The organism is bacterium, assembly GCA_021157605.1.
In the GTDB taxonomy this organism is placed as follows: Bacteria; Patescibacteriota; UBA1384; order JAGGWG01; family JAGGWG01; genus JAGGWG01.
In genome coordinates this window covers 1-13,062 of the sequence record JAGGWG010000006.1, presented here as the reverse complement: position 1 = coordinate 13,062, position 13,062 = coordinate 1, and the positions used below count along the sequence as shown (strand labels likewise).

Below are 13,062 nucleotides of genomic sequence, written 5' to 3'. Positions count from 1 at the left end.
GTAAAACCTATGAAAATATTGGGGATAGAAACATCATGCGATGAAACAGGAGTGGCAGTTTTTGACTCCTCCCAAAAAAGAATAATCTGGGAAAAAACAGCCACCCAAATCAAAATTCACCAAAAAACCTCAGGTATAATCCCTGAGGTAGCTTCACGAATCCACGCAGAAACACTGCCAATAATGATCCACGAACTCAAACAAAAAATTAATATCAAGAAAATTGACTCTTTAGCAGTTGCCCACTCTCCAGGCTTGCTTGGCTCATTACTTGTAGGAGTCAATTTTGCCAAAACGTTAGCTTTTTTGGGGCAAAAACCTATTATACCAGTTAACCATCTCATTGCTCACTTTTATTCTGCTTTACTTTCTGAACCAACAAAAACACTCAGGTTCCCAATTTTAGGGCTAGTAGTGAGTGGGGGACACACAATACTAATTTTAGCGAACGCGAAAGATAAGTTTAAAGTTATTGGCTCTACCCGCGATGATGCTGCCGGTGAAGCATTTGATAAAACAGCCCGCCTGATTAAATTGGGATACCCCGGAGGTCCAGCTATTGAAAAAGAAGCTGCTAAAATTAAAAAAAGCCGATTTCATTTCACTCCACCAATGCTTAACTCAGGAGATTTTGACTTTTCTTTTTCAGGCTTAAAAACTGAGGTGGTACGGACTGTGCAAAAGACAAAAATTACTGCGGAAAATAAAAAAGAATTAGCTAAAGCTATTCAAGACGCTATAATTACATCCTTAGTAGAGAAAACATTTTCAGCGGTCGCTAAATATAAGCCAAAGAGTTTTCTTTTGGGCGGCGGGGTAGCTGCTAATCAGGCATTTAGAGACGCTCTTTACCAAAAATTACTAAAAGCTCTTCCCAAAAAAGAGATTCTTTTTTGTGAAAAAAAATACGCTGGAGACAATGCCTCTATTATTGCTTTGGCTGGCTATTTCTTGAAAAAACATCAAGTCCCCTGGTATAGTGTAAAAGCATTAGCAGAAAACTCTCTTCTTTATGAATAAAATCCCATCTCGTTTTGAAAAAGATCAAGAAAAAGAAATCTACAACCTTTGGGAAAAGAAGGGCTATTTTAATCCTGACAAACTACCTGAATCTCTAGCCCGCAAAAAAACTTACACGGTAATGCTTCCGCCTCCTAATATCACTGGTTCTTTACATATGGGGCATGCCCTTAACGCTACCTGCCAAGATATTGTTGTCCGCTATAAAAGAATGAAAGGGTTTAAAACTCTCTGGGTCCCAGGTATTGACCACGCTGGGATCGCTACCCAAAATGTAGTGGAAAAAGAGCTCTTAAAACAAGGAAAAAAGCGCCAAGATTTGGGACGAGACGAATTCATCAAACAAATCTGGGAGTGGAAGGAAAAATATGGAGAGATTATTTTAGACCAGCTCAAAATTTTAGGAGCAAGCTGTGACTGGAGCCGAACAACCTTTACTCTTGACCCCAGCTACCAAGAAGCAGTAAAAAACGCCTTTAAAGCATATCTTAAAAAAGGCTTGATTTATCAAGGAGAACGCATAATTAATTGGTGTCCAAGATGCCAAACCGCTCTCTCTGATATTGAACTAGAATACAAAGAAGAAAAAAATTTTCTCTGGTATATTAACTATCCTTTAGTTAAACCTGAGGGCAAAACTAAATTTATTACTGTAGCCACCACCAGACCAGAGACAATGCTGGGAGATACAGCTGTAGCTGTTAACCCTAAAGACAAACGATACCAAAAATTAGTTGGTAAAAAGATTATTTTACCTCTTGTTGGCCGCAAGATCCCCGTTATTGCTGATAAACGTGTAGATATAAATTTTGGCACTGGCGCAGTAAAAATTACACCAGCCCACGATCCTTTAGATTTTGAGATTGCCAAAACTCATAAATTAAAAGCTATTAAAGTAATTAATGAGGAAGCAAAAATTATAAAGCCCACTCCTTACAAGGGCCTTGATATCCAAACAGCTAGAGCAAAAATTGAAGCTGATCTTAAAAAAGAAAAGATTTTAGCCAAAAAAGAAGCTTACTCACACAATGTTGCTTTTTGTTATCGCTGTGGAACCAAAATTGAACCCCTACTGTCTAAGCAGTGGTTTGTAAAAATGAAGCCTTTGGCCAAAAAGGCCTCCCAAGTAGTGGAAAAAGGGGAAATAGAGTTTATCCCCAAGCGCTATAAAAAAGTCTATCTTGATTGGATGAAAAACATTAAGGATTGGTGCATCTCCCGCCAAATCTGGTGGGGGCATAAAATACCTTTAAAAGGTGAGGACGATGTTTTAGACACTTGGTTTTCTTCTGCTCTCTGGTCCTTTGCTGCTTTGGGCTGGACAGGAAATCCTAAAAAAGATGCTAAAAACAAAGACCTTAAGAACTTCTACCCCACCTCGTCTTTATTTACAGCCAAAGATATTATCTATCTCTGGGTAGCCAGAATGATCTTTTCTGGCCTCTTCTTTAAAAAGAAAATTCCTTTTAGCCAAGTTTATATTCATTCCACAATCCTTAATCCTGAGGGCAAAAGAATGAGCAAATCTCTTGGCACAGGAATTAATCCTTTAGAACTATGGGAAAAATTCGGAGCTGATGGAGTTCGTTTTGGTCTGGCTATTAAAGCAGGTTGGCGCCAAGAGATTCGTTTTAAAGAAGAAGATTATACTGCTGGCCGCAATTTTGCCACCAAAATCTGGAACGCCACCCGCTTTATTATTCTTAATCTTCAAAAAAGTAAGGTTTTATCTTATAAAGAGATTAAACAACTCAAGCTTTCTCCTTCTCAAAAACAAGCTTTAAAAGAGTTTAAAACCACTCTTAAGTCAGTAGAGAAAAATATTGAGAGTTTTCGTTTTGACTTAGCTCTTAAGTCCGCTTACACCTTTTTTTGGCACTATTTCTGCGACAAGGTCATTGAGGAAAATAAAGAAGCTTTTAAAAACAAAAACAAAACCACTTCATTGTTTTTGGTTTTTCTTTTAGTTAATTCTCTAAAAATGCTTCACCCTTTTATGCCTTTTGTCACTGAAGCCGCTTTTTTAGCTCTTAAGAAAAAAACCTATATTAAACCTGATAACGAACTCATTGTTCAGCCTTGGCCCCAAATCAACTAAAATCTTGATACAATAGTCTTGTGCAAAAAACAAGGAAAGTTTTAAAGATTCTCTTTTTTCTTTTGCTGGTATTTTTAATACTTGTTCTTATTATTTGGTTTGTATTGCGTGATTTTCGTCACCAATGGGCTAAATACTTTCTCAGCCAAGCCCAAGCTGCCCCCAAAAAGGAAAAAGCTATCCTTTTGTCTAAAGCCTTAGCCCTTACTCCCGCCTCATACGCTCCTTATTTAGAATTAGGCAAAATCGCTTTAGCAAACAAAAAATACGATCAGGCTGAAAATCTTTTTATCTGGTCTACAAGACTTAACAAAAACAGCATTGAAACCTATCTTTGGCTAGCCAAAGCTCAAATTAAACAAAAAAAACCTGAAATTGCCCAGAAAACACTCAATAAAGCCAAACTCACTGAACCAGCACACCCTGAAATTGCCTTTTTAGAAGCCAGCTTAGCTATTGATTCTCAAAAATGGGATATAGCAGAAGAAAAACTCGCCTCAATTAAAGACAAACAAGAAAACTATGAAGTTGTCTACACCTTGTTAATGCTTTTTGTAGAAAAAATTGATAAAATAAAAATGGTTAAATTCAAAAAAAGCCAAAAAATCATCCAAACCTACAACCAATCCAAAAATCCTGTATTTAAAAAAGCCTTTTTGGCTTATTGGTGGATAAAAAGCGGGCAAGAAGAAACAGGATGCAAATTAGTAAAAGAGCTGAAAGACAAAAACAAAAAAGTTTGGGAAAAACTAAAAACCTATCAGCAAACATTTAGTCTATGTATTTAAGCAAAAAAACAAAGGTTATTTCTCTAGTCCTAATAGTTTTACTACTTTTTATGTTTAGCGGCATTGCTGTGCTTAATCGTTATCACAAACCCCAAGCAGCTGACCTAACCCCAACCCCAACTACAGTAAAATGGTTTTATAACAAAAAAACAGAAACAATAGAAACAAAAAAGGGGGACACAACCTTTATTTTTAAGACAAGTACAGGCACGTCAGGAAAACTTTGTTATTTGCTTTATAACCCTGATCCAGAAGGCATAAGCACAAGCGTGCAAGAAGTATGTTCAGAAAAAAAAGCTGAACTATTCCGTCTCAGTGGCTCTATCCCTGTAGAGAAAAGAATGTCTTTGTTAGTAACCCCCTCTGAAGCTGATAATATCTATGGCGAAATTGCCAGGATAGGAACTTTATTTGCTGGTAGTCTTGAAGAAGCCAAAAGAGAAGTTGCCCGAAACAACACCAGTATTTTCTTTCTAAAAAGAGAAAAGAATAGTAGATCATTTTTTGTGCCCATAACACAAGAAATCGCTGACTCTATGCTATCCCCTTATAAAAATCTATACAGCCAATATGTATCCGCTAATGGGAGATTTAATATCGAGGTTGGCTATTTATCTGATCCAAGCATTGATTCTTATGTACGGGTAACACCACAAATAGTTAAAAACTGCCAAAACAAATTGCCTGATAATCCTATTGATCTAAACAACCCTCCGGCAGATGTAAAACAAATTTTTGACACTTGGAATGAAACCTATGCCAAAAACGAAAACAGCACCAACAAAGTGCCGGTAGCAAATTTTGGCCAAGAAAACAACAGTCTCTTCAGAAGCATTATCCCTAAAGACCCGGCTGAACCTGTCGCTGAATCCTCCTTGAGAAGAAATGCGATAAGTGAAGTTCTTGACCAACTAGGGAGTGCTATACAACAAATGTGGAACAAAACAGACATTGAAACAGTCTCAGAGCAACAAATAAAAGGCTGCCTTATAGGAGCCATAGCATCAGGCCTAGCCGCAGGACCTTGGGGCGCTGTAGGAGGAGGAATAGCTTGTGGTTTGGGCGCATCAGCAATTAATAAAATAGCCAGAGCCATAACAGGCACCAACCTACCTAAAGCTTTCACTCGAGCAGCAATTGCCCTTTACTACGAAGCCAAACTTTATGACTATCTTGACTGTTTACAAAAACAAGAAAACTACCAAGACCTTCCTAAGGACTTAAGAGACAAGATCGAACGAGAAAAAAACAGAATTGAGGGAGAAATAAGCGCTCTTAACACAGGAATACAGGAAGGATACGACCAATTTGACTCTGGTAGTGGCTTTTTCCACAAAATACTGGATTATGTAAAAAATACTATCCGCAACCTGCTTACCGCCCTTTTGCGTATCACTTGGGGGGTAATTGCTTCCGCGCCTTTATAAACCAATTAAAGAGTTAAAATGAACCAAAAAATAGGTTTAATCATTGTTGCCATTCTGTTATTGTCTGGGTGTTTATTCCTGCCAGCTGCGGTTCGCGCACAAGAAGAAAATCAGCCAAACGAAAATAAGGTATTTGAAATTGTGCCCGAAAGAGTAGAACAATACCGGTTGGCTGACTTTATTAAAGGAAGAGAGGCTTTTAAAACCGCTTGGCAGTCAGTAGTTGGCATACTTGATATTTTGGTGTTTATTGCCTTTATTGTTTTTGCTTTAGCTAATATTTTCCATATTAAATACGAAGAATACCAAATCAAAAAAGTTTTGCCCGGTTTGATTGTAGGAATTATTTTAGCCAATCTCAGCTACTCTATTTGTCTCTTTTTTATTGATTTTGCCCAAAATTTAACCAATCTTTTTATTGGCACTCCAGAAAAGTTTATCCAAAATATGGTTGATCTTTACAGCTGGCTCTGGTATTTGGGTGGGATTGGCGCAATAGGAGCAGGTGCTTTTTCTATTATAGTAGCGCCATTAGATATAGCTATTGTTTTCTTTATCCTTTTACTTTTTCTCTTACCCGTACTTTTGCTTTTGGCTGTAGGTATTATCCTTTGGACCAGAGCTTATATAATCTTGGCTTTGGTGATATTTTCTCCTTTGGCCTTTTTCCTTTATTTTTTCAAACTGGAAATACCGGGCTTGAGTTCTCTCTCTCAAAAATGGATGGACTGGTTTATTAGATGGCTTATCACTGGCCCCATAATTTTTGCGATATTTTGGGTTGGCTTTATGCTCAACAATGCCGCCAGAGGCAGATTAATGAGCCAGCAGATTAAACAACCAGCTATAGCCAAAATCCAAAATAAAACTAGAGAGTTCAGCAAAGAAGTGTCTACACTATTTCCCCTAAAGCTAAAAACAGCCCAAGCTGCAGAGGAAAATAATGAAGAACAAGCCCCAACTACAGAAGAATCAACCCAAAACGAATCCTCTGGCAGCGAGTCTGCTAATACAGAAACAGGCAGCAGCAATATTATTAATATCCGAACTCTTGAACCAAAACAAACACCCCATAAATTAGATTACTTTGCTTTTGGCTTGGGTTTTCTTATTAGCCTTTTGGCTGTAGTGGTGCCTTTTGGTATGGCTAGCGGCTTATTAAATGAAATGGGACAAATAACTGGACCATTAAAAGATATAGGCAAAAAAGCCTATAAATACAGCGGACTGCAAAGAAGCCTGCGGAAAGGGGCCTATGGGCTTTTGCAAAAACCACAGGTCAGAAAAACAATGGGTATAATGAGGTATAATCTTATAGGTAAAGATAAAGAATTAGAAGAGGGCCTATCCAAACAAATAGAACAAACAGACAAAGAATTTAGAGAAAAACGCTATCTCACTGCTTTAGTTAAAAATAAGGGCAATGTAAAAGCCATTGATCCTGTTTTGGTAGATGCTATTAAACGCAGTGGTGGCGAAGATTTAGCCAAAGCTTCTGACTATGCTTCTCAACCCGTTGATTTTTTGTCCAAGAGGCTCGAACAACTCAATGCCGGAAAACTATTTGAAGCAATCAAAAACGGTGACGAAACACTACTGCGTGATGTCAAACCAGAAGACATTGGCGAGATCAGAGCTGTTGTGAGTGCTTTGATCAGAAAGCTTTCAAGCTTTAATGTCAAGGAAAAAAATGATGCCGAAAAAGCACTGGGGGAATTGGCAAGCACGGCAAATATCACTTCTGATCAACTCTTAATGACTGATTTAAGAACCTTCAATATGCCCAAAGAAACTGCCCCTCGCCCTGATTCTCCAGTAGCAGACCAACCCCAAGTGCAAAAAATTATTGAAGAAACAAATGAGGAGTTTGAAAATCCCCAAGCAGTCTCTGTTAATCCAGAATCAATTAGAGAATTAGGAGATAAAATAGCTGATAAAATCAACATTGAAATAGGAAAGGCTCAAATTCTGGGAAATCAAATAAGATCTATTATTGGTCAAAGAGAAACAATCCTAGGCAACAGGGAAAAAGCTATTAGTACTATAAAAAGTGAGTTAGAAATGGCTAGAGATCTTTTAAGCAGGGGTGATTATGAAGATGCTGTTAGTATAATGCAAAACTATCATCTTCCTGCTGCCAAGAAACCGGATGAAATTTTAGAAAAAGCACTCCTCTTTTTAGAGAGTTCTGCCAAAGAAAAAGATGAACAACAAGCTATGCATAACTACAAAATAGAAATCACAAACAGAACCATTAATGAAGAAACAAGACGTATAGTCAATAGGATAACCGGTAAAAGGGGCGTCTCTTTAAGCTCTAATGATATTCAAAAAATAGCCCAAGGCCAAACCCCAGAATCAGTCTCTCCTCTTTCTGATCAAGAACAACAAAAACTAAGACAGATTGTTCAGGGTGTTGTTAAAGAGGCACAATCCAAAGCCCAACTGCCTCCTCCCCAAACAGAATCTAAACCTTCATCAAGCCCCCTACCCCAAAGTCGAAATGAATACTATCAACAAATAGATAAAGGAAGGGATAAATATGTACAATATGAAATGAAAAAACCTAAACAAGATTAACCAAGATAACAATTTATGCTTTATAAAGTCCCACAAAAAATTAATCTAGAAGACAAAGTTATTGGCCCTTTAACCTTCCGCCAATTTCTCTATCTGCTGGCTGGCGGCATCCCCGCTATTATTATTATTAAAACCTTAGAAATATTTGGTCTAAGCATATTTGTGGGCATAATTTTGACCCTGCCTCTATGGCTTTCAGCCTCATTTCTGGCTTTTGGCAAGTTCCAAGAACAAAACATGGACCAAATCATTGTTGCTTTTTTGAGCTTTTTTCGCAGTCCAAAGATATTTATTTGGAAAACAACAATTGTTTCCCCTAGAGTCAAAATATTAAGCAAAAAGAAAAAAAGACACAAATTCTCTACCCCCAAAAGCCTGAGCAGCCGTCTGCAAAATCTCCATGAAGAAATATCTATATACGGTATACCAACGCAGAAAAGCAGAAAAAGGATTGTTGCCAGACAGAAAAAATTAAATATAAAAATAAAAATAAAACCTTTTAAAAACCTGCCGCAAAAAGAAAAGCAAGAGGTTCCTTCTACTTTTCTAGCAACACCCCACTCCCAAAACTCTATTTTATCTAAAAACAAAAAATAAAAGTGGTATAATAAACAGCAAAAGATGGTTAAAAAAACACCTTCAGCTTTAGCAACACAACAAATTATCCCTATTGCTGACATTAGGGATAATTTAGTGGTTCTCCAAAACGGAGAACTGCGGGCAGTTTTAAAGGTTTCGGGGATCAACTTTGACCTCTACGCTAATCGCGAAAAAGAACAAATTTTATATGCTTTTCAAACCTTTCTTAATGCTTTGGATTTTCCCATCCAAATTTTAATTCAATCTCGACCAGTAAACCTGGATCCCTATCTGGAAAAACTAAAAACACTAGCTCCCCAGCAACCCACTGATGCCCTAAGAATAGAAACTTATGAATACATTAACTTTATCCAACAGTTAGGACGCCTAGGCACTCTTATGGATAAATCTTTTTATGTAATTATAGGATATGCTCCTATACCCATACACCCAAAAAGTATTTGGCAAAAACTAAGTTTTCAAATATCAGGTCCGCCACAAGAAATAGTTTTGCGTCGCTATAAAGAAGCTAAAAGAAAGTTGTTTGAACGAACCAAAGTAGCTGCTTCTGGTCTGGCTGGCATAGGCTTGCAGGTAGCGCAACTCACTAACCCTGAACTAATAGAGCTTTTCTTTTCTTGTTATAACCCGGGTGCCCAAGTAAGAAACGGTGAAGCTTTGGAAGACTTGGAAAGCATTTGGACATCACTAAAGAAAAATAATGAAAAAACCAGATAAACAAGCCAAAAAACTATTGGAAAAAGGGAAGATAACTTTACAAGATATTATTGCCCCTTCTTTTGTGCGCCTAAGCAATAATTACTTAAAAATTAATGAGTTTTATATCACTACTCTTTTTGCTTTTGGCTTTCCCCGCTATCTCTCTCCCGGCTGGTTTAACTCCATTATTAACAAAGACTCTGTTTTAGACATCTCTATCTTTGTTTATCCTCAAAAAAACGCTCAGATTTTAAAAGAATTAAGACACCGTTTAGCCTCTCTAGAGGCTACTTGGCGGATGGAAAAAGAAAAAGGGCTTGTTTCTGATCCAGAATTAGAAACCGCGCTCCAAGATATTGAGGAAATCCGTTTTTCTCTGCAAAGAGGAGAAGTAAAACTTTTTCTTGTCGGTTTTTACATCACTATCTACTCCCGAAGTCTAAAAAAACTCAAGCTTTTCAGAGAAGAAATAGAATCAGATCTAGGAGGAAAAATGATAATTACTAAACCAGCTATATTCCGCAACCTGCAAGGATTTAACTCTTCTCTGCCTCTTAATATAGACGAGTTACAAGTATGGCGCAATTTTGATACTGGTTCTCTTTCCACCTTTTTCCCTTTTGTTTCCCAAAATATCACCTCTACCTCAGGCATTCTTTATGGCATAAACTCCTTTAATTCGTCTTTAGTGATTTTTGATCGCTTTAAACTACCCAATGCAAACTCAATTATCTTTGCCACTTCGGGTTCAGGAAAATCATACTTAGCCAAGTTAGAAGCCTTGCGTTATCTTATCCAGGGCACAGACATAATTGTTCTTGACCCTGAAGGTGAGTATAAAAATTTAGCTGGCGCTGCTGGCGGCACCTTTGTTGATGTTAGTTTGAAATCTCCTCACCATATCAACCCCTTTGATTTGCCCCAAAACACCAAAGAATCAGGAGAAAACATTTTAAGAGAAGCTATTATTAGAATAAAAGGACTGATTGCTTTAATGGTGGGTGGAAAACTTAGTGCTGAAGAAGAAGGCATTTTGGAAAAAGCTCTTTTTGAAACCTATGCTTTAAAAGATATTGGTCCTGATGTCTCCAGCCACAAAAACCCTCCCCCCTTAATCTCAGACCTGCAAAAGGTTTTAGCCAGTATGGAGGGGGGAGGGCGTCTGGCAACACTTTTAGACAAATATGCTCGGGGAACTTTTGCCCAACTTTTTAACAACCCTACCAATGTTGATTTGGACAAAAACTTTATTGTTTTTGGCATTAAAAATTTAGAGGAAGAACTAAGACCAATCGCAATGTATATGATTTTAGGTTATGTCTGGAATATGGTAAAACAAAATTTTAAGAAAAGATTAATGATTATTGATGAGGCATGGTTAATGATGCAACATGAAGACTCAGCTAAATTTATTTACGCGCTCGCGAAAAGAGCAAGAAAGTATTGGTTGGGTTTAACAGTTATCAGTCAAGATGTAGAAGACTTTTTAAATTCTAAATATGGACGCGCGGTAGTTTATAACTCGGCTTTAACAATGCTTTTAAAACAAACAACAGCGGCCTCAGATAAAGTCACTGAAGTATTCCACCTGCATCAAGGTGAAAAGAGTCTTTTGGTTTATTTAGATGTTGGCCAAACCCTGATGATTGCAGGAAAACAAAAAGCAGTAATTGATATTTTGGCCTCTTATCACGAACATAAACTCATTACCACCAAACCAGAAGAAATATCTGAAGCCGCATCACCAAAATAGTATGCAAGCCTCAAAATACCTAATTATATCAGCATTGATGTTTGGCATTATTGTAGCTCTTTTAATCGGTGCTTTTGTTTTAGCTTTTAGTATAGTCAAATCTCTCTCTTTTTCTGATATTTACAGTTTTTTAATTGGTAGAGATGCAGCTGGGGTAAGTTATGGTTTATCTACAGGAAATTGCGAAACAACAGAAAGTTTCGAGGGAATTCGGGCACCAGCAGTTAAAGGTAAAATATCACTTGAATCCCACCTAGTTACCCAAGAAGACTGGCAACATCTTAAGCACTGGCCCACCTCAGGCAGAGAGGGAATAGATTTTCATTTAAATACAACCAACTTTAAAGAAAACTGCTCTGGTTGCGATAGCTCTCGCCAAGTATGGACACCCCCTGAAAATGGCCGGCGCGGTCAAGGAAGCACTAGCCGTCCCCCTGCCAGTTTAGAACCTTGGATAGTTAACTCTCGCTGGACAAAAAATGGAAAAATCACTAATCCGCCTCCGGGCACTAAAGTTATTGTTTTTTCACCAAGAACTAATAAATATGTAGTAGGGGTGGCTGGATACGAGTGGGGGCCTAGCGCTTCTACTGGCCACACTTTTGGCGCCCAACCTGAAGTTTTGTCTGCTTTAGGCATAGGTCATGGAGATACCGTTATTGTCGGCTTTGCCAAAGACCAAAGCCTTACTCCTGGACCAATCAGCTGTTCTGGACAAAACACTACTCTCTCCAGTAAACACCTTCCTGTTCCCTGCATAGCCCAAGATAGAAGTATGCACTGCGGCAGAGCTTCTGCAGCTATGGTTATTGCTTTTTTAACTGGCAAATATTTTACTACCACAGAACTTTTAAGAGCTGCGGGATTAAGCAGTTTTAGCGTTGTTGCCACTCTTAACAAACTTACTAACACTAGGTGGAAAAAAGTAAAACAAAACAAAATATTGGCTATGCGTTCAATTGACGCTGGCTATCCGGTTATTGTCTATACAGGTCTTTATAAGAGCTCGCGAAACCGTTTTGGTCATATAATTGTAGCTAAAGGATACGACACCCAAGGATACTTTTACTTTAACAACCCTCGTAGAGGAGGCTGTAGACTTAATTATAAAAGAAAGTGGGGGGATTGGCCTGATTATCTTAACGGGCAAAGAGTAATGGTAATCCCAACTAAAATAAGATAAACAATGGATAAAAAAAATATCACTTCCTCCCTACCAATAAACAAAGGCCAAACTTTGACTGTTATTGGCAGTCTTTTTTCTACAGCCACTCTGGTTATAGCTGTTATCTTTTTGGGTTTTTTCCTTCTTTTGGGGACAGTTGTGTCTGAACTGGCAAAAGGCTTGCCGGGAGAATTAGTAAAAGTACCTTTGGCTCATATGGCCAATGTTTTTAATCACGAAGAAGAGGGGGTTATCAATTCTACCACCAACCGCTGCAGTGATAAAATTCTTAGCCAAGCCGCAGTCTATGCTGGCATTCCTTATTCTCTTGCTTCCCAGTGCGGCCCCACAAACACAACTGGGAGAACAGGAGTTAAAGCTTTAGATTGTTCTGGATATGTTAGCCGCGTTTTGTGGGATTTAGGACTCACACCAAAAGGGCATTGTATGAGAACAGCCTCTATTTTAGCTGGTGACCCATATCTGGTAGAAGTATCAGCAAAAAACATACAACCCGGTGATCTGGTTGTTTCTGCTCCTTCCGACCGACCCCGCCATGTGGTAATATATGTAGAAGGAGACGTCACTAAAAAATTTGTGGTCTGGGAATCTGGCGGAGGAGACCCGGGTGGCAGTGCAGTAAGAAAAACAACCCGAAAAGCCAGAGAAAACCAAAGATATTTTCGTCCCAAAGCTTGTCTTTAATCAAAAACATGCCTACAAACTACCCAACAGAGCCAGAAAACAACCAGCCAGAAAACAACCAGCCTATATCTTCAGAGCCTACCTTTCAAGAACAAAACCCCAAACAAACCCAGCCAAAAACATCTGGGCAAACACCCTTTCCTTCACCGCCTTCCTCTTCTACCACTCCTCCCACCACTCCCTCCTCTCCCCCAACTCCTTCTCCCTCGACCCCTTCAACACCAACT

Annotated in this window: 10 protein-coding genes; all 10 read left to right on the top strand. The window is 38.4% G+C overall.

Annotated features, from left to right (window positions below; genetic code table 11):
* Window positions 1-9: 9 nt before the first annotated feature.
* Genes tsaD through J7K05_00540 form a run of 10 tightly spaced genes read left to right on the top strand, consistent with a single transcriptional unit; the run spans window position 10 to window position 12,835 of the window.
* Window positions 10-1,020, top strand: coding sequence for a tRNA (adenosine(37)-N6)-threonylcarbamoyltransferase complex transferase subunit TsaD (gene tsaD / locus J7K05_00585; GenBank protein MCD6194690.1), 1,011 nt, complete (start codon window positions 10-12; stop codon window positions 1,018-1,020).
* A complete protein-coding gene (valS, locus tag J7K05_00580; GenBank protein MCD6194689.1) occupies window positions 1,013-3,118 on the top strand; it encodes a valine--tRNA ligase in 2,106 nt (701 codons plus the stop codon). The genes tsaD and valS overlap by 8 nt, the downstream gene beginning before the upstream one ends.
* 20 nt (window positions 3,119-3,138) lie before the next feature.
* Complete coding sequence (locus J7K05_00575; GenBank protein ID MCD6194688.1) at window positions 3,139-3,906, top strand: hypothetical protein; 768 nt, start codon at window positions 3,139-3,141, stop codon at window positions 3,904-3,906.
* Complete coding sequence (locus tag J7K05_00570) at window positions 3,897-5,333, top strand: hypothetical protein (protein ID MCD6194687.1); 1,437 nt, start codon at window positions 3,897-3,899, stop codon at window positions 5,331-5,333. The genes J7K05_00575 and J7K05_00570 overlap by 10 nt, the downstream gene beginning before the upstream one ends.
* An 18-nt stretch (window positions 5,334-5,351) precedes the next feature.
* Window positions 5,352-7,913, top strand: a complete 2,562-nt coding sequence (locus J7K05_00565; GenBank protein MCD6194686.1) for a hypothetical protein — start codon at window positions 5,352-5,354, stop codon at window positions 7,911-7,913.
* 15 nt (window positions 7,914-7,928) lie between these two features.
* Window positions 7,929-8,510 carry a PrgI family protein gene (locus J7K05_00560; GenBank protein MCD6194685.1) on the top strand — a complete coding sequence of 194 codons (582 nt, stop codon included), beginning with the start codon at window positions 7,929-7,931 and terminating at the stop codon, window positions 8,508-8,510.
* A gap of 24 nt (window positions 8,511-8,534) precedes the next feature.
* Window positions 8,535-9,230: a hypothetical protein gene (locus J7K05_00555; protein MCD6194684.1), complete on the top strand. Its 696-nt coding sequence runs from the start codon at window positions 8,535-8,537 to the stop codon at window positions 9,228-9,230.
* Complete coding sequence (locus J7K05_00550) at window positions 9,214-10,965, top strand: ATP-binding protein (protein ID MCD6194683.1); 1,752 nt, start codon at window positions 9,214-9,216, stop codon at window positions 10,963-10,965. Before J7K05_00555 ends, J7K05_00550 begins: the two co-directional genes overlap by 17 nt.
* Window position 10,966: 1 nt before the next feature.
* On the top strand, window positions 10,967-12,148 hold the full coding sequence (locus tag J7K05_00545; GenBank protein ID MCD6194682.1) for a C39 family peptidase: 1,182 nt from the start codon (window positions 10,967-10,969) through the stop codon (window positions 12,146-12,148).
* Window positions 12,149-12,151: 3 nt separating this feature from the next.
* Window positions 12,152-12,835 (top strand): C40 family peptidase, encoded by a 684-nt coding sequence (locus J7K05_00540; GenBank protein ID MCD6194681.1) that lies wholly within the window; start codon window positions 12,152-12,154, stop codon window positions 12,833-12,835.
* Window positions 12,836-13,062: the final 227 nt, after the last annotated feature.